The organism is Corynebacterium sp. Marseille-P3884, from assembly GCF_017942225.1.
Taxonomy (GTDB): domain Bacteria; phylum Actinomycetota; class Actinomycetes; order Mycobacteriales; family Mycobacteriaceae; genus Corynebacterium.
Window position 1 is genome coordinate 19,904 of record NZ_JAGKSD010000015.1, and the last position, 17,361, is coordinate 37,264.

The following is a 17,361-nucleotide window of genomic DNA, read 5'->3' on the forward strand; positions in this document are numbered from 1 at the left end:
ATAGCCCAGCATTTGAACTGCTCCCCATTAGTTGGACTGAGAAATCAGTTACCGACTAGTGGGGAGTAGTTCATTTCAGGGGCTAGTTCATTTTCGCTGGGCTTTTCGCTTATCGACGTCCGGCCCTTCCCATTTACTTGCCTCCCCCAACCACGGGTCATGTGCTTTTCACTTACCAGTAACGGGCTAGCCATATAACCGTCACAACAGGTCCATTTGCCTGGCTTAGTTTTGACATGCCCTGGTTGGAAGCTGGCAACCACAGCATCGTGAGCTGGCTGCTTTCCAACCGGTTACTTCATTCCACCGCTGCCCGAAAGGTTCCCACCGATGCGTAACCGCGTTCTGTGCGCCACCATCGCCGCGCTGTCCGTCAGCGCGGGCGTCCTCTCCCCCGTCACCGCTACCGCCGACGAGAAGACCGCCAAAATCTCGATTTCGAACATCACCGACTTCCACGGTCGTTTCGCTCCTAAAGACGTGAACGTTCGTGGCACAGATACACGTGACGACAAGAAGTCCATCCCGGGTGCCGAGCGCCTGAAGTGCGCTATCGACACCGAAGCCGAAGGGTTCGGCAACGCGCACATCCTGACTTCTTCCGGCGACAACATCGGCGCTGGCCCGTTCGAGGCAATGCTGCTGGACGATGCGCCGACCATCGATGCCCTTAACGAGATGGGTCTTGAGGTCTCCGCCGTGGGCAACCACGAATTCGACAAGGGCGCAAAGGATTTCTCCGAGCGCGTCATCCCGGATGCGAAGTTCCCGTACCTCGCCGCTAACGCCAAGTCTGTCGCAGGCACCGACGACCACTTCATCAAGGAGATGGACGGCGTCAAGGTCGCATTCATCGGCACCGTCACCGACACCATGCCGCAGCTGGTCAGCCCTTCCGGTATTGAGGGCATCAAGTGGAACGACCCGATCGAGACGACGAACAAGCTCGCGAAAGAACTGAAGGACAGCAAGAAGGCCGACGTCGTCGTCGCTCTCGTCCACGAGGGCGGCTACACCCCTGACCAGTTCAAGAATGTCGATGTCGCATTCCTCGGCCACACCCACACCGTGATCACCCAGGATGCTAAGACAACTCCGATCGTGCTCCAGGCAGGTCAGTACTCCCAGGGCTTCGCCAACGTCGACCTGAGCATCGACCGCGCCACCAAGAAGGTCACCGTCGACGAGGCGAAGGTCGTGGAGGGCACGACTCTCCTCGACTGCACGGACAAGAAGTACCCGGAAATCGCGGCCATTGTTAAAGCCGCTGAAGCAGAGGCTGCTGAAGAAGGCAAGAAGGTGGTCGCGTCCACCTCTACCGATTTCGCCCGCGGTTCCAACGCCGGAAAAGAATCCGGCTCTAATCGTGGTGTCGAGTCTTCCCTCAATAACCTTCTGGCCGAGGCTGCAAAGTGGAGCATCGACGCCAACTCCGATGTCACTCCCGATATCGGCGTGATGAACGCCGGCGGTGTCCGCGACGACCTGCCGGCCGGCGACATTACTTATGCTGATGCCTTCTCCGTCCAGCCATTCGGCAACGAGAACACCTACCGCACTCTCAAGGGCAAGGATTTCAAGGAGGCGCTCGAGCAGCAATGGCAGCCGAATGGCAAGCGCCCGGCCTTGTCCCTCGGCCTGTCGAACAACGTTTCTTACACCTACAACCCGGATGGCGAGCAGGGCAACCGCATTCTGTCCGTCACTATCGATGGAAAGCCACTTGATCCGGAGAAGGATTACATCGTCGCAGGCTCCACCTTCCTGCTCGAAGGCGGCGATGATTTCACCGCCTTCACGAAGGGGTCCGAGCCGGTGAACCTCGGCCTGATCGATCTTGAAGCCACCATCGATTTCTTGAAGCAGAACAAGGACATCAAGCCGCGTGGCCAAGCTGGCGTCGGTGTGAAGGTCGAGCAGCCGCTCAAGGCTGGTGCCGAGAACTCCATCGACCTGACCTCCCTGATCTACACCGAGGGCAACCCGGCGAAGAAGGTCACCGTGAAGCTGGAGGATGCCAACGGCAAGGAACTGGCCTCCGCTGAGTCCGACATCGACCCGGACTTCGGTACAGAAAACTTCGGCGAGGCTGGCAAGGCCTCCGTCAAGCTCGCCGTCCCGGCTAAGGTTCCGGCGGACGCAATCCTGCGTATCACCACTGATAAGGGCACCGACGCGACCATGCCGGTCAAGATTGAGGGTGACCAGGAAGGCGGCCAGGAGGGCTCCTCCGGTTCCAGCAACGACGGTTCCAGCGCTAAGCCGGTTCTGATCGGCCTCGGCGTCACCGGCCTGCTTGCTGCTCTCGCCGGCGTCATCGTGGCGTTCGTCCCGCAGTTCGCACCGGTCCGCGACCAGATCAACGCCGCACTGAAGGACTTCGGCATCCAGATCTAATTCAGCGCTGAGTCTGCACTCAACCAGAACCAGCCCTCTTCTCCGCATAGGGAAAGGGCTGGTTCTTTTTGTGCGGTCGGCCAGCGGGGATAGACCCTTTCGGCGTGAAGGGGTAGATTGCCGGTGTTGGAATAAAGGGGTCAGGAGGCGCAATGACACAACAGGTTTCGGCGTCGCAAAGCTCCCCGTGGCCGGCGCTGTGGTCGATGATGGTCGGCTTCTTCATGATCCTGGTGGACTCCACCATCGTCGCAGTCGCCATCCCCGCGATCGCGGAGAGCCTGAACGCCACGTACAACGGCGTGATCTGGGTCAATAGCGCGTACCTGTTGGCATACGCGGTGCCGCTGCTCATCACGGGGCGCCTCGGCGACAGGTTCGGACCGAAGCGACTGTACATGCTCGGCCTCGCGGTGTTCACGGTGTCGTCGCTGGCGTGCGGGCTGGCAGGGTCCGTCGGAGTGCTCATCGCGGCCCGCGCCTTCCAAGGTCTCGGCGGTGCGATGCTCACCCCGCAGACGATGTCGGTGATGATCCGCACGTTCTCCCCCACCCAGCGCGGGAGCGCCATGGGCGTGTGGGGCGCGGTCGCCGGTGTGGCCACGATCGTCGGGCCGCTGCTCGGCGGGATCTTCGTGGACCTCGGCGGCTGGGAGTGGATCTTCATCATCAACGTGCCTTTCGGCATCATCGGCCTGCTCCTGGCCTGGAAGAACGTGCCGAAGCTCGAGCTGACTGCCCGCCGCCTCGACTGGCTGGGCGTCGCCTTGTCCGCGGTGGGCATGTTCTGCCTCATCTTCGGCATCCAGGAAGGCTCTAACTTCAACTGGGATGTGCGCGCGATCGGGCTCATCGTCATCGGTGTCGTCTTCATCGCCGCGTTCATCATGTGGCAGGCGCGCACCACCCGTGACGCGCTCGTGCCGTTGTCACTGTTCGCCGACCGGAATTTCGCGCTCGCCTCCGCGGCGATCACCACCGTGGGCTTTGCGGTGTCTACCTTCGCTATTCCGCTGATGATCTACGTGCAGCGGGTGCAGAATTTCAGCCCCACGGTGGCCGCGCTTCTGCTCCTGCCCTCGGGTTTGGTGTCCGGCGCGCTGTCCGGGTTCATCGGCAAGCAGACGAATACGCACGATCCGAAGCCGTTCGCGATTACGGGGCTGGCGGTGACGTCGATAAGCATTTTTGCGACAGTATGGATCACCGACCCGCAGATCAGCCCGTACTGGATGCTGTTGATCAGCGTCTTCTACGGCCTGGGCAACTCGATGATCTGGGGGCCGCTGTCCATGATCGCGACTCGCAACCTCGATCCGGCGCTCGCGGGCGCGGGTTCGAGCGTGTACAACACGGTGCGGCAGGTCGGCGCTGTCATCGGCTCGGCGGCTGTGGCTGCTGCCATGTCCTCGCAACTCGCGCAGCGTCTCGGCGACGACGCAGCGGGCCATTCGGAGACCGGTCCCCTTCCCGAGTTCCTTCATGAGCCGTTCGCTGAGGCGATGAGCGTCGCACTGCTGCTGCCCGCTGGTGTTCTCGTCCTCGGCGTCGCAGTCGCCGCCCTGTTCGCGAAGACCCGCACGTGGAGCGACAACTAGCCCGCTGTGTCTTAGCGCACATTTAAACACCCATTTGCCCCGCGCCATACACATTCCGGTTTTAGAGTGTTTTCTATGTGGAATCCATTTGCCAAGCCATTTCATGAAGACACGAACGAGACCCCCTATGTGAAGCCCGCGGAGTTCATTGCCGACGCCGCCTCCCGCCCCGCCGCGTTCATCACCGGCGGCGCCAGCGGCATCGGCAAAGCCACAGCGCAACGGCTGCTCAACCTCGGCTGGACCGTCGGCGCCTACGACATCCAGGACGTCACCTGGGGCACCAGCGACATCCCCGAAGGGCAGCTCATCACCGGCCACCTCGACGTCACCGACCGCGACGAATGGGACACCGCCCTGGCGGACTTCACGTCCCGCACCGGCGGCCGCCTCGACTTCCTGTTCAACAACGCCGGCATCATCATCGACGGGCTGCTCACCGAGCAAGATCCGGAGAAAATCCGCACGCTGGTGGACATCAACTGCCTCGGTGTCACCTTCGGCGCGCAGGCGGCCTTCCCCTACCTCAAGGCGACGAAGGGCGCAGTGGTGATCAACATGAGCTCCGCATCCGCCATCTTCGGCCAGCCGGAGATCTCCACTTACTCGGCCACGAAGTTCTACGTCAACGGCATCACTGAGGCACTCAGCGTCGAATGGCGTAACGACGACATCCGCGTCCACGACCTCATGCCCCTCTGGGCCGCCACGCAGGTCGCCAACGTCAAAGCCCAGTCCGTCAAGACGATGGGTGTGAACCTCACCCCAGGCGATGTCGCCGACGAAGCAGTCCGTGTCCTGACCAAGAACGCCCCCTGGGGCAAATGGGTGCCCCACTACGCCGTCAGCCTCACCGACCGCCTGCTCAAGTGGCTGCGTAAGCCGTTCCCGGACCCGATCGCCCAGCTGCTCATGCGCTTCGTGGCCACCTGGTAAGCCACACCCACTTCTCCACTCCAAACCAAGAAGGGCCCCGACTGGGGCCTTTCTTTCAGCCCGGTGTGCCCTATGCGGTCTGCCCTATGCGATGGATAAAACCGCAGGTCGCGTCCGCCCATTGTTCGACATCGCATAGTGCACACCGCATAGTGCATACGGATAGGGCGGCCAATACCTGAGCCCCCGGGCATTAGCTCGGGGGCTCGGGGCTCAGAGCCGGAAGGACCGGCAGCGCCGGCAGGACCGGCAGGACCAGCAGCGCCTAGCGGGAGAACACCGACTGCAGCGGCTCCTCGCCTTCGCGGATTTCGCGCTCGTACTTCGCGCGCTCGCGCTCGTTCTCGTTCGGATCATCGATGAACAGCGCGTTGCGGCGGGCGTCGTAGATCACAATGGACGCGCCCAGAGCCAGAGCGGTGAACACCAGCAGAACCACGATGGCGATCCAGAACGTGCCGTCGTAGATACCGTCGACCGAGCGGACGAACAGGTTGCGTGCGTGGCTCATTGGGTGCAGCGGGTTCATGAACGCCAGCGGGGCCGGCAGGGTGGACAGCGGCCAGACCGCACTGGAGACAAACAGGCCCAGGGCGAAGAAGCCGATATTGAACATCGCGCCGACGACTCGGCCGAACAGAACGCGGAAGAACTGGAAGATGGTGGTGCCGGCGACGTCGATAAGCAGAAGCGCCGCACCAATGATGAACCAGTTCTCCGGGCGCCAACCGAGGGTGATGGACACAAATCCCAGCAGCGCGGTGAGCGCGACGTTGATTCCGAGCATGCGGGCCCACGCGCTGAGCACCGGGCCGGCGGCACCGGACGCCTTGTGGCGGCGACCGATGGCGTGCGGCAGAAGAATGGACACGACTGCCATCAGCAGGAAGTTGATCACGATCAGGCCGAGGATGGAGAAACCGCTCGACGGCTCCTTCTTCGTCGGGTCTGCCGGGTCAACCACGACCTGGGTCGGGTGCAGGTTCGCCTCGTCGAAGATGATCGGGACTGCGATCTGCTCGGAGGACTTGTCCATGGCCTTGACCTTCGGCGCACGGCCAGCACCTTCGTCGAGCTTGGTGGACAGCTCCTCGGAGCCGTCCTTCAGGCGGTTCATGCCGTCTTCGAGCTGCCCGCCGCCGTCGACAAGCTGTTGCGTACCGTCGGTGAGGCGGCTAGTGCCGTCGTTGAGCTGCCTTGCACCGTCATCCAGCTGGTTCGCGCCGTCCTCGAGGCGGGAGACACCGTCGGTGAGCTGGCCCGTGCCGTCCACGAGCTGATCGGAGCCGTCGATGAGGCGGTCCAGGCCGTTGCGGTACGGCATCTCCGGGTCAGAGAGGTTCGCGTAGAGTTCGCCGGTGCCGTCGCGCAGACGGTTGAGGTCGTTGACCACGTTCTCCGGGTTCTCCGGGTCTAGCTGGCTGACGATACCGTCGAGCTTGTCCGCCTCGGCGTGCAGGCCGAACTGACGCAGCGTGTCCACGATGGGCTTGAGCTGGCCGACGCCGCCCTGGACGTTCTCCAGCAACGGGATCAGCATGCCGGTCAGCTTGTCCACGCCCTCGTCAATCTGGCGTGCGCCGTCGGCGAGCTGGTCGGTACCGTCTTCGAGCTGGTACAGACCGTCGTTGAGTTGCTTCGCACCGTCATCCAGACGCCCAGCACCGTCGCTCAGCTCGCCGACACCGTCGGTCAACTCACCAGTGCCGTCGACGAGCCGGCCTGTGCCGTCATGGAGTTCATTCGCACCGTCGTCGAGCTTGTTGATGCCGTCGACAGCCTTCTTGCCACCGTCTTTAAGCTCGCCGACACCGTCGTCGAGCTGCTTCGAACCGTCGGCAGCCGCGCGAATACCATCGCCAAGTTCGTTGATGCCGCCGAGGACTTCCTCCGCATACGTCTTGGCAACCTCGGCGCGGACCTCGGATTGGATCTGCGGGACCAGACCCGCGGTCAGGATCGCGCCGTTACTGCCGTTGTAGTCGTTGAAATCGACCATGATACTGGCCTGCTTCGGCTCCGGGTCGATGACCGTGACCACGTTCTTGGAGAAGTCCTCCGGGATCGTCACCGTGAACAGGTACTTGCCCGTCATCAGGCCTTTTTTGGCATCCTCTGAATTGACCACGTCGAAGTCGAGGTAGTCCCGGCTGGTCAAGCCCTCTACGACATCGGCGCCGAATTCTTCTAGGCCAGCCCCTTCGCCACGGTCAACGCCCTTGTCGTTGTTGACCACTGCGAGCTTGGTGTGGGGCACCGAACCAGTCGGATCCCACATCGCCCACATGAACAGACCCGCGAACAGCAGCGGGAACACGAGTGCCAGAATGATAATGGTGCGTGCGACCGTGGAGAACGGACGCCACATCAACAGGCGTTCAAGCGGCCTTAATACCCTGCCCCCGCGCTCAGTGCGCGGTGTGTCTGCATCGCCGCCGGTGACTTTCGTGCTCAACGCAAGTACCTCATTCCTCTTCGTGTTCCGTATCCTCGCCACGCTCCTTTGCGGCGGAGCACACTCGGATTGATACGTGACTTAGATTACTTTGTAGAGGAATATAGTAGGTTCAAAACAAAAATTCAGGCTTTTATTTACTGTGGCGAAAATTTTTTCTCATTCATCGCTGAAGCTCGTCTGTCCAGCGAACCTCGCCGGGATCCTTGTCGTCGCGCCAGCCACGCCACACAGCATGCCGCACCTTACCGTCGCGCGTTCGACCAGCTAGAGCGACTTCACCGACGAGTTCAGGGGCCACCCACCACACGCCGTCGCGGTCGGCATCGGGCACATCGCTTATCGACGCCTCCTCTACCTCCTTTTCCCTCAATTTCCCCTCCATTGCCTGCAGCTGGCTCGCACTGAACCCCGTTCCCACGCGCCCGGCATAGGCGAGCTCCCCTGTCTTTTCGTCCCGCACTGCCACGAGCAGCGAGCCGATTCCGCCCGCGCGGCTGCCCTTTCCTTCCCTGACGCCGACCACGACGACTTCTTGGTGAATCTGGAATTTCATCTTCAGCCATGCAGATCCACGTTTTCCAGGCAGGTAGATCGATCCGAGCCGCTTAGCCACGACCCCCTCGAGTTTCAGTGCCCGGCTCACCTCCATCGCTTCTGCGAGTGCCCCAGTGTGCGCTGGCGGCACAGTGATGTGTTCGCCTTCCGGCACCGTTTCTCGGAGGAGCTCCCGACGCTCCTCGTATGGCGTCCGCAACTGCGACTGTCCCCCATCTTCTGGATGTCCCAGCGCGAGAATGTCGAAGACCATGTACCGGATCTCCACTGCTTCAACATCCACCTCACCCGAATGGAGAGCCTGCAGCGCGCCGAAATCCGGGCGCCCGTCCTCACCCAGCGCGACGACTTCCCCATCGAGCACCGCCCCACCCGAGACCAACTCCGCCAGCTCCTGCAGCTGCGGGAAGTAGTCCGTGTAGTCTTTCCCGTTCCGGCTGGAGAGCACCACTTTCCCGCCGCCCACACCGGCGAGAATCCGGTAGCCGTCCCACTTCATCTCGAAAGCCCACTTCTCGCCCTCTTTCTTGCTGAGCCGGATATCCGCCTCCGTGCCTGCGGTGGCCAGCATCGGTTCTGGCAGGTCGGCCAGAGTCACGGCATTCGTCGGTGCAGCCTGGGACTCCCCCTCGGGCTGGCCTTTCATGAATTTCATGAGCCACTGGTCGTTGTCCTTGCCCGCTCCCATTCCAGCGGTGTGAATCATGGCGTAGCGGCGCGGCACCCCGCCCAGACCGCCATCTGTCTGCCCGTGGAGAACAGCAATGACCTCTTTACCTTCGCGCCATTTCTCCACCTCAATGGTTCCGGAATCCCAGATCTTCACCTCGCCGGCACCGTACTCGCCCTTCGCGATCGTCCCGGAAAACGTGGCGTATTCGATCGGGTGGTCCTCGGTCTGCACCGCCAGACGGTTCGTGTCGGGGTCCAGCGGCGGCCCCTTCGGCACTGCCCAGGAGACGAGCCCCCCGTCGCGCTCGAAGCGGACATCCCAGTGCAGGGAGGAGGCGTGGTGCTCCTGGATGACAAAGATCGGGTCTTCGCCGGTCCTGTCGCGCGGTGCTGCAGCGGGCACCGGTTCGGCGGTCTTTGAGGGATCGCGCATGGAACGGTACGTCGATAAGCGATCTTGCTTTTCTGCGCCGAGTGGCGCGATCGGATCTGTATCCTCCGCGACGCGCTGCAGCACCTCCGTGTATTCGAGCTGGCGCAGGTCCGGGTCCTCCAGCTCAGACCAGGTGCGCGGCGCCGCCACCGTCGGGTGTTCGCGGCCGCGCAGGGAGTACGGCGCGACCGTCGTCTTCTTCCCGTTGTTCTGACTCCAGTCGATAAAGACCTTGCCGTGCCGCTGCTCTTTTTTCATCACCGATGTCACGCTGTCCGGGTTGTCCGCTTCGAGCGCGCGGGCGAGCTTCTTGGCCACGGCCGCCACTTGCTCAGCTGTGCTGGCGCCGTCGAGCGCCGCATACAAGTGGATCCCCTTCGATCCGGACGTGACCGGGACCGATTCCATGCCCATGCCATCGAGGATCTCCTTGCACCAACGCGCCACCTCCGCGCATTCGGCAAGCCCCACGCCCGGCCCCGGGTCCAAGTCGAGCACCAGCCGATCGGGATTAGCCGGGTACCCGTGCTCGCCGAAACGCCACTGCGGGGTATGCAGCTCCAACGCCGCGACCTGCGCGAACCAGGCCAGCACCGCCGGCTCCTCGACGAGCGGGTACCGGTTCGTCGATTCTTTGTGCGCGAGAATTCCGAAAGGCAGCCACTCCGGCGCGGAATCCTCCAAGTCCTTACGGAAGAATGACTCCGCGTCCACCCCGTCCGGGAAGCGCTTCCGCGTCACCGGGCGCCCTGACACCTGCGGGATGAGCGCACCTGCGACCTCGAGGTAGTACTTCATCACGTCGGCCTTCGTCGTCCCCGTCGCCGGGTAGAGAACCTTGTCCAGGTTGCTCACCGACAGAATTCGGTCGCCCACCTGATACTCGTTCTTCTTCGGCATTGCCGCGCCCACCTCCTTTCTGTCGCCCCGGGTCCGCTGCACTCGTCGCACGTACACTGCAGGCATGCGCGCAATCTGGAGCGGGTCCATCACCTTCGGCCTCGTCAACGTTCCCGTCAAAGCCTACGGAGCAACCGACGACCACGACATCTCTTTCCACCAAGTCCACAACGAAGACGGCGGCCGTATCCGCTATGAGCGGCGCTGCGAGGTGTGCGAGGAGATCGTGGAATACGACGACATCGACAAAGCCTTCGAAGAAGACGGCGAGACGGTGGTGCTCACCGACGACGACTTCGATGCCCTACCGGAAGCCGATAACAACGAGGTCGAGGTCGTCCAGTTCGTCCCCGCGGACCAAGTCGACCCGATCATGATGGAGAAGTCGTACTACCTCGAGCCGGAAGGCAAGACCCCGAAGTCGTACCTGCTCCTGCGCGAAACGCTCAAGGAGACTGACCGCACCGCGATCGTGAAATTCGCTCTCCGCCAAAAGACCCGCCTCGGCGCTTTGCACGTGCGCGGCAATGTCCTCGTCCTGCAAGGCATGCACTGGGCTGACGAGGTCCGCGACGTCGACTTCAAAGGCGCGAACTCCAAGGCGAAGATCGGCAAGAAGGAACTCGAGCTCTCCTCCGCACTCGTCGAGCAGTACTCCTCCGATTTCACGCCCGAGGAGTTCGAGGACGACTACCAGACCGAGCTGCGCAAGCTTATCGACGCCAAATTCGCCCAGGGCGACACCCTCGACACCGAGGAGACCTTCAGTGAGAAATCCGGCGCGAAGAAGGACTCGGACGATGACGGCGAAGACGCTGATGTCGTCGACCTCATGGCTGCACTCGAAGCCTCCCTCGGCCGCAAGTCCGGTAAGGCGGGCGCGAAGAAGTCCGCAAAGAAAACTACCAAGAAGACGGCCAAGAAATCGTCGAAGAAGACAGCGAAGAAAACAACGAAGAAAGCCGCGAAAAAGACCACGAAAAAGGCGAGTAAGAAGTCGTCCAAGAGCGCGTAACCTCCGCACCGGTGGCGCAACGCCACCTCGCCGAAAAACCTATGGTGGGGTGACATGAAAGTACTAGCTATTTCCACCAGCGCCAGCCGTTACGAGAAAACCGGTCACCGCACCGGCATGTGGCTGGGCGAATACACCCACTTCTACGACGTTGTGACTGAAGCCGGCCACGACGTGACCCTGGCCAGCATCGCAGGCGGCGAGGTCCCCATTGACCCAGTGAGTCTCCAGCCACCGGTGATCAACCTGGGTGGCACCTCGAAGCGGTACCAGGACCGCGAGTTCATGTCGCAGCTCGACGACACCCCAGCTGTCTCCGACCTCGAAGCCAACGATTTCGATGCCGTTTACCTCATCGGCGGCCACGGCACCCTGTTCGATTTCGATGCCCCGGCGTTGAAGAGTCTTCTCGCCGATTTCGCTGAGAGCGGCAAGATCGTCTCCGCCGTGTGCCACGGCCCGAGCGGTCTACTCGACGTTGCACTCCCATCCGGCGGAACGCTCCTTTCCGGCAAGAAGGCCACCGGTTACACGTGGGCAGAGGAGAAACTCGCCCGCCGCGCCGACGCAGTCCCCTACTCGCTGGAAGAAAAGATCGGGAATGAAGCCGCTGAGTTCACCACTGCGAAGATCCCGATGACCGAGCACGTGGTCACCGACGGCACACTCGTCACCGGCCAGAATCCGATGTCCGCCACGGGTGTAGGCAAAGAAGTGGTACGCCTACTCGCCGAGCGCGATTGATTGAACGCCCATGAAGATGAAGTATTTCTTCGGCGCCGACACCGCCCTCAAACTCGGAAACCAGCTCGGCATCGACGGTGAGGAGTACGCGGCCTGGGTCGCTTTGCGCGTCGACGACCTGGAGATCAAGGATCGTGTCGGGGTCTTCGCGAGGGGCCTGCGCGAGCGGCTCCCGGGGGATTACGGGGAGGCGGTGGCGGGGGTCGTCGATAAGCTCGGTCCTGAGCTCGCGGAAGGCGAAGGCTACTTCAACCACGCATTCCACCTCTGGCCCATAAGCCGCTTCATCGAGGACTACGGCCTCGACCACCCCGAACTTTCCCTCGCCGCGACCGAGGCGCTCACCCGCGCATTCACGGGCGAGTGGGCCGTGCGCCCGTACCTTACGCACTACCCCGCGCTCACTATGGAACGCGTCGAGGAATGGTCGCGCTCGCCAAGCCACAACGTGCGCCGCTTATCGACGGAAGGCCTCCGCCCCCGCCTCCCCTGGGCCCCCGTTCACCGCCCGTTTCTGGATGATCCTGCACCTATCATTCCGGTGCTGGACCGCCTCTACGCAGATACCTCTTTATATGTGCGCACCTCCGTAGCCAATAACCTGAACGACATCGCGCGCACCCACCCTTCGCTCGCCATCGCCACCGCTGAGCGCTGGCTCGCTGAGTCGCCGTCCCCGGCGGTCACCTGGGTCGCTGAACGCGGCCTGCGCGGATTGATCAGGCAGGGCGACCCCGCTGCCCTCGCTGCCGTCGGTTTCGCCGCCACCGACAACATCCAGCTGGTCTCCGCAGCTTTCCCGCCCCGTGTCGCGGTCGGCGAGAAAGCCGAGCTCACAGCGCGTGTGGTCAATGCTTCAGATGAACCCCGCGACATTCTTGTCGACTACCGCGTCCACTTCCTCAAGAAGAACGGCACCCGCCGCCCCACCACCTTCCGCCTCGGCCGGCTCACCCTCGCCCCCGGCGAAGAACGCGACCTGACCAAGCGGCATTCATTCGCTGTCACCAGCACCCGGGTCCTCTACCCCGGCACACATGCTATTTCCGTGGTGATCAACGGTGTCGAGGGCGAGCCGATCCCCTTCGAGCTCGTGGGGTGAGCCACCAGCGAACAGTCTCGGCAGCCCCGCCCCGACACGCCCCCGCCCGAGAGGCCACGTGGATCTACTATCACTTTGACCGCCGCCTGCTCGACAAAACCCCAGGTCAGATTTAGTCAACACGGAAATGATTCCAACTATATCCACGGCCCTCATCACACTGGCGTGCAACCGACCTTAGACGACCTCTCCGGTGTGTCTGAATCGTGCTACTTTGAGCAGCATGACTTCCCGACGCCGTGCCACGCGTTTTACCAGCGTCATCACCGGCGCCTCCCTGCTTCTCGCAGCCTGCGGCGGTACTGACTCCACCGAAATCCCCCAGGCGGCGCCGGAGGAACCTGCCGGCGATGTCGAGATCGTCACCGTCACGCAATACAACGACGGCACGGTTCTCGGACCCGATGACGAAGCCGAGGGCGACGAGGACGAACCCGAGGCCGTCGACGCTGCCGATGGCGAAGAGGATCACGGCGACACAGGCGAGGGCGACGACGCTGGCGAGGACGCCCAGGACGAAGAGTCCAGCGACCTCGCGCCGGGAGAGTTTGAATACATCGGCACGGTGGAAAAACAGACCACCGAAGAGGTCTTAAACGGCGCGCCGGATCCGAACCCGGACTACAGCAAGCCGTCGGACAGGTACTACGTGCTCGTGCTCGATGAGCCCACCGAAATCACTGCGAGAAAGGCGGGCCCCGAGCCCTACGCCCGAGTCAATGAGATCATCTCCCTCGGGGACAACAGCACCCACTTCGATTCGAGCGAGCGGTGGGAGCCGTACGTGGGTAAGCGCGTCCGCTTGATCGTTGAGAATAGATACCTGAACTACCCTTCCGACACCAGCCTGCCGCTCGGCGCGATCAGCCTGGTGCATGATCGCGGCAGGGTGGAAGAGCTCTAGGGGCCAGCGCCGTCGTCGATAAGCGTGCGACGACCGCGACTTTCATGGCTGCGTGTTATAGCTTGAGCTCATGAAAGGTTACCGCACGGGCGAGCACCTCCTCGCCGTCTATCTGTCGTCGATCACGGGGTTCATCGACGCGCTCGGCTTCATGTACCTCGGCGGCTTCTTCTTGTCGTTCATGTCCGGCAACACGACGCGCCTCACAGCAGCGCTTAACGACGGCCACCTCGACGTCGCTTCCAAAGCCGCCGGCCTCATGCTTCTCTTCCTGGTCGGGGTCGCGATCGGTGCGCTGATCAGCCAACTCGGGCAACGGTATCTGCCGCCGACGCGGACGCGTGAAGCGATCTTGTTATTCGTGTGCCTGACCTCCGCGATCGCGTCGGTATGGGTAGCGACGGGGCATGAAGACTTGGCGGTCTACAGCTTGTCGTTCACCGTCGGTGCGATGAACTCCACCTTCGAGCGCAACGGCGAAGTATCGATCTCCCTGACCTACATGACCGGCACCCTGGTGAAGATGGCACAGCGCTTCGTCGCCGCTTTCTTCGGCGGATCGCACAGCGCCTGGCTGATCAATTTCGCACTGTGGCTCTCGCTCGCATGCGGCGCACTGATCGGTGGCCGCTGCTATGTCGAGTTCGGTCTGTACTCCGTGTGGGTAGTCACCGCGCTCCTCGTCGCAGGGACCGCGGCTGCCCTAGTGAACCGGCACATCCGCCGTTCCCGCGGACTGCACGTCTAACTACTTGCCCAGCTCCTTGCGCCGCTGGTGCGCGATGCGGAGACGCTCCGCGCGCTCCTTGCCGCGGTCCTCCAAAATCTTGTCGAGCATCTCGTCTTCTTCGTCGCCAATGTCGTAGTACGAGTACAGGCCCCAGGTGAGCACACCCGCCACCGGGAACACCACCCAGAAGTAATCCCCCTCAAAAACGAAGAGCCAGAGGAAAAACGCTGCCATCGTGATCGACCAGAGGATGCCCAGCGCACGGTTCAGCTTCTTCTTCCGGTCGAGCGCTTCATCAAGCTCACGGTCGGAGTACTCCGCGTTCGCTACCGTCGAGCCGTTCTCAATCGTCGCTGGCACAGGCGCCTGCTGTGCTTGACCACCCGGCAGGTCACCGAATAGCGCTGTCAGATCCGCCCGTGTGCGCGCCGCTGCTGCCCGTCCCGTACGTTCCTCGAACTCGTTGACGTCAAGGTAACCGTTAGCGAAGTGCTCCCCCAACCGGTCCAGCGCCTCCGAGCGCTCCGGGTCTCCCACGCGCACCTGGTTCGGATCGAAATTCTCAGTCACGAGCGTGGACCTTTCTAACTAGTCGCGGACTCCGCCAAAGAGCGCGAGCCCGTTCGCCATCAACTTATCGCATTTTAGCAGTCTAATCCGCATAGAATTCTGCCTATGAACTGGATCATCGTGCTCATCGCATTAGCACTTTTCACCGTTGTCGCCGTGGTCTTCTTAATGGTTTATATCGCCGAAGACGTCACGCCGCACCCCGATCCGGGTCAATGGGGTCCGCCGCCGGTGTTCCGGGGCAGTCCACGCGTCGTCGCGCTCGCCCAAGCTTTGTATCCGCGTTTGCTCGGAACGATGTTCACCATCACGACGACACCTTCGAGCATGGTGATCCAGACCCGTCGGGACAATATCGTCAGAGAATACGCCACCGAAAGAGAAGCCTTCGACGAGGAGCGCGTCGTGATCCTGCACGACCGTCCCGAAGGATTCGTGCGCGAGGATCGCATCATTCGCCATGGCACCGAACAGGGACCGAATTCGACCAGCAAATTCAGCTCCGGTTTCATGGGCACGGCGTTTAGGGCCGACCTGAACTGGGAGGTGTGGCGCGACGAACGCGGCAAATGGGTCAAACGCAGAACGAGCGGACCGAACCTGGATAGCGAGATCCACAAAGCAATGAAAGAAACCGGGGTGAAATTCGCGCCGTTCAAATTCAAGGAGCAGGACCTCAACACACAGATCGGATGCGTGGCAGCAATCCTCGGTCTGACGGTGGCGTTGGTCATTTTTGTAGTTCCGTTCGCCTTGTAAACACGCAGCGGGTGAACGGCTGTTGAATTCTGTTGTGGCCTTCCACACTATGCGATCGCAGTTTTCGGCCGATGCCGACCTGGGGTTTTGTACATCGCAGAGGGGACATCGCATAGGGCACATCGCATAGTGCCCTGCCTGTCCACCCTCGGCCCCTCCCCGAGCAGCTCCCCAGGGACCCCGTTACAGTGTTGCAGGTTCCAAAATTTTCCGGAGATCACTGCCGAGGAGGTCGTCGTTGCTCAAATCCAGCCCGCTGTTCCAGATGGGCCCTGCCCAGCGCGACCACATCCCGGCATTCCGCACAGCGCTCGGCGTGGCCATCCCGATGTTCACGCTGCTGGCACTCGGGCGGCTCGATTTGGCAATCTACGCGAACTTCGGCGCGTTCACCGGTGTGTACGGTCGGCACGCGACCCGTGAGAAGCGACTGAAACACCACATTCTCGCCGGGATCGCCCTCACCCTGTCTGTCACGATCGGCGCGACAATCGCTTGGTTCGACCTGAGCCCCTGGTTCCTCATGGTGGTGACGGCGATGGTGTCCTCGCTGTGGGCGACAATCGCATTGTCGGCGGACATGAAACCGTCTGGTTCGGTCTTCGTGGTGTTCTCCGTCGCGGCGGTCGGCTCCCTGAGAAACCCGGTCCATCCCCTACTGGCCTTCGCCATCGCCGGCAGTGCGGCTTTGCTGTGCCTCGTGCTTGGTCAGCTGTCCCAGTTCATCGGCGAGGGGCCCGGCGGCAACGCGAAGCCGAACGAAGTCCCGACACGCGCCCCGGGCGCTGCGCGCCTCCCCTGGCAGCGGTTAGCAGTCGAAGCCAGCCGCTTCTTCTTCTCGCCGCTCATCGCCGGCACGCTGGGGCTCATCTCAGTGAGTCTTTTCGACCCGCTCTCCCACTCGTACTGGGCGATGGTCGCCGCGGTCGCGCCGCTGGTCAACTCCCGGTTCAAGATGCAGTACTACCGCGCAATCGAGCGCGTGGTCGGCACCCTCACCGGCATCGCCGTGGCGGGATTCCTCCTCTCCCACTCCCCCGTCGGGTGGCAGATCGTCGTGTGGATTGTGGTTCTGCAGTACCTCACGGAGATGTACGTGACGCGGAATTACACAATCGCCGCGACCTTCATCACCCCGACCGCATTGCTCATGGTTCAGACTGTCGATGCCGCACCTATTGCCCCCATGCTGCTGGCCCGCACCGCTGAGACAGTTCTAGGCGCCTTCGCCGCACTGATCATCATTGCCGTTGGCTACGTGCGGACATACCCCAACGTGGTCTTGCCGCGCCGCGTTCAGCGTCAACCGGAGTCCTAGCTACGTAACCTGCTCAATGTCGGCTCCACCACCTTCGGCCGCACCTACGTCGCCGAGCCGGACAAGCTCATTGAGCAGCTCAAGGCCGACCCCGCCGTCATGTCCGCCGACACCCTGCTCATCACCATCCCCACCGGCATGGGCGTGGACGTCAACGTGAAGATCTTGGAAAACTTCCCCACCCACGTCGCCCCTGCGCTGGGCTGGCGGCCGAACAGCGAAGGCTCCGTTACCGGCTACCCCATCGAGTAATTCCTGCAGGTTGCAAGC

The 17,361-nt window shown here is 62.3% G+C and carries 13 protein-coding genes and 1 pseudogene; 11 read left to right on the forward strand and 3 right to left on the reverse strand.

Annotated features, from left to right (window positions below):
• Window positions 1–330 precede the first annotated feature (330 nt).
• From J5Y21_RS09185 to J5Y21_RS09195, 3 genes are all read left to right on the forward strand, one after another.
• Window positions 331–2,397, forward strand: coding sequence for a bifunctional UDP-sugar hydrolase/5'-nucleotidase (locus J5Y21_RS09185; RefSeq protein ID WP_210574810.1), 2,067 nt, complete (start codon window positions 331–333; stop codon window positions 2,395–2,397).
• A gap of 152 nt (window positions 2,398–2,549) precedes the next feature.
• Window positions 2,550–3,995, forward strand: coding sequence for a DHA2 family efflux MFS transporter permease subunit (locus J5Y21_RS09190; protein WP_246875124.1), 1,446 nt, complete (start codon window positions 2,550–2,552; stop codon window positions 3,993–3,995).
• Window positions 3,996–4,070: 75 nt separating this feature from the next.
• Window positions 4,071–4,931, forward strand: a complete 861-nt coding sequence (locus J5Y21_RS09195) for an SDR family oxidoreductase (RefSeq protein WP_210574812.1) — start codon at window positions 4,071–4,073, stop codon at window positions 4,929–4,931.
• Window positions 4,932–5,196: 265 nt separating this feature from the next.
• Here J5Y21_RS09195 and J5Y21_RS09200 read toward each other — a convergent pair whose 3' ends face one another.
• On the reverse strand, window positions 5,197–7,386 hold the full coding sequence (locus tag J5Y21_RS09200) for a YhgE/Pip domain-containing protein (RefSeq protein WP_210574814.1): 2,190 nt from the start codon (window positions 7,384–7,386) through the stop codon (window positions 5,197–5,199).
• Window positions 7,387–7,549: 163 nt separating this feature from the next.
• Window positions 7,550–9,949 (reverse strand): ATP-dependent DNA ligase, encoded by a 2,400-nt coding sequence (locus tag J5Y21_RS09205; protein WP_210574816.1) that lies wholly within the window; start codon window positions 9,947–9,949, stop codon window positions 7,550–7,552.
• 64 nt (window positions 9,950–10,013) lie between these two features.
• Here J5Y21_RS09205 and J5Y21_RS09210 point away from each other — a divergent pair, with 64 nt between their 5' ends.
• From J5Y21_RS09210 to J5Y21_RS09230, 5 genes are all read left to right on the forward strand, one after another.
• Window positions 10,014–10,964 (forward strand): Ku protein, encoded by a 951-nt coding sequence (locus J5Y21_RS09210; protein ID WP_210574832.1) that lies wholly within the window; start codon window positions 10,014–10,016, stop codon window positions 10,962–10,964.
• A gap of 54 nt (window positions 10,965–11,018) precedes the next feature.
• Complete coding sequence (locus tag J5Y21_RS09215) at window positions 11,019–11,708, forward strand: type 1 glutamine amidotransferase domain-containing protein (RefSeq protein WP_210574834.1); 690 nt, start codon at window positions 11,019–11,021, stop codon at window positions 11,706–11,708.
• A 10-nt stretch (window positions 11,709–11,718) separates the two neighbouring features.
• Window positions 11,719–12,810 (forward strand): hypothetical protein, encoded by a 1,092-nt coding sequence (locus J5Y21_RS09220; protein ID WP_210574842.1) that lies wholly within the window; start codon window positions 11,719–11,721, stop codon window positions 12,808–12,810.
• A gap of 223 nt (window positions 12,811–13,033) precedes the next feature.
• Window positions 13,034–13,714, forward strand: coding sequence for a hypothetical protein (locus J5Y21_RS09225; RefSeq protein ID WP_210574844.1), 681 nt, complete (start codon window positions 13,034–13,036; stop codon window positions 13,712–13,714).
• Window positions 13,715–13,784: 70 nt separating this feature from the next.
• Window positions 13,785–14,462 (forward strand): YoaK family protein, encoded by a 678-nt coding sequence (locus J5Y21_RS09230; protein ID WP_210574846.1) that lies wholly within the window; start codon window positions 13,785–13,787, stop codon window positions 14,460–14,462.
• Here J5Y21_RS09230 and J5Y21_RS09235 read toward each other — a convergent pair whose 3' ends face one another.
• Complete coding sequence (locus tag J5Y21_RS09235) at window positions 14,463–15,014, reverse strand: DUF1707 domain-containing protein (protein WP_210574847.1); 552 nt, start codon at window positions 15,012–15,014, stop codon at window positions 14,463–14,465.
• 105 nt (window positions 15,015–15,119) lie between these two features.
• Between J5Y21_RS09235 and J5Y21_RS09240 the strand changes: the two genes are divergently transcribed.
• The 3 genes and pseudogenes from J5Y21_RS09240 to J5Y21_RS09250 form a co-directional block, all read left to right on the forward strand.
• A complete protein-coding gene (locus tag J5Y21_RS09240; protein ID WP_210574849.1) occupies window positions 15,120–15,773 on the forward strand; it encodes a hypothetical protein in 654 nt (217 codons plus the stop codon).
• A 238-nt stretch (window positions 15,774–16,011) separates the two neighbouring features.
• On the forward strand, window positions 16,012–17,091 hold the full coding sequence (locus tag J5Y21_RS09245) for an FUSC family protein (RefSeq protein ID WP_210574859.1): 1,080 nt from the start codon (window positions 16,012–16,014) through the stop codon (window positions 17,089–17,091).
• A gap of 21 nt (window positions 17,092–17,112) precedes the next feature.
• Window positions 17,113–17,343: pseudogene (locus tag J5Y21_RS09250) on the forward strand (alkane 1-monooxygenase); the annotation flags it as partial.
• Window positions 17,344–17,361: the final 18 nt, after the last annotated feature.

Excerpts from the sequence above, each read along its gene's own strand:
- J5Y21_RS09185 (WP_210574810.1), top strand. The coding sequence starts at position 331 with ATGCGTAACCGCGTTCTGTGCGCCACCATCGCCGCGCTGTCCGTCAGC.
- J5Y21_RS09190 (WP_246875124.1), top strand. The coding sequence starts at position 2,550 with ATGACACAACAGGTTTCGGCGTCGCAAAGCTCCCCGTGGCCGGCGCTG.
- J5Y21_RS09195 (WP_210574812.1), top strand. The coding sequence starts at position 4,071 with ATGTGGAATCCATTTGCCAAGCCATTTCATGAAGACACGAACGAGACC.
- J5Y21_RS09205 (WP_210574816.1), bottom strand. The coding sequence starts at position 9,949 with ATGCCGAAGAAGAACGAGTATCAGGTGGGCGACCGAATTCTGTCGGTG.
- J5Y21_RS09210 (WP_210574832.1), top strand. The coding sequence starts at position 10,014 with ATGCGCGCAATCTGGAGCGGGTCCATCACCTTCGGCCTCGTCAACGTT.
- J5Y21_RS09215 (WP_210574834.1), top strand. The coding sequence starts at position 11,019 with ATGAAAGTACTAGCTATTTCCACCAGCGCCAGCCGTTACGAGAAAACC.
- J5Y21_RS09220 (WP_210574842.1), top strand. The coding sequence starts at position 11,719 with ATGAAGATGAAGTATTTCTTCGGCGCCGACACCGCCCTCAAACTCGGA.
- J5Y21_RS09225 (WP_210574844.1), top strand. The coding sequence starts at position 13,034 with ATGACTTCCCGACGCCGTGCCACGCGTTTTACCAGCGTCATCACCGGC.
- J5Y21_RS09230 (WP_210574846.1), top strand. The coding sequence starts at position 13,785 with ATGAAAGGTTACCGCACGGGCGAGCACCTCCTCGCCGTCTATCTGTCG.
- J5Y21_RS09240 (WP_210574849.1), top strand. The coding sequence starts at position 15,120 with ATGAACTGGATCATCGTGCTCATCGCATTAGCACTTTTCACCGTTGTC.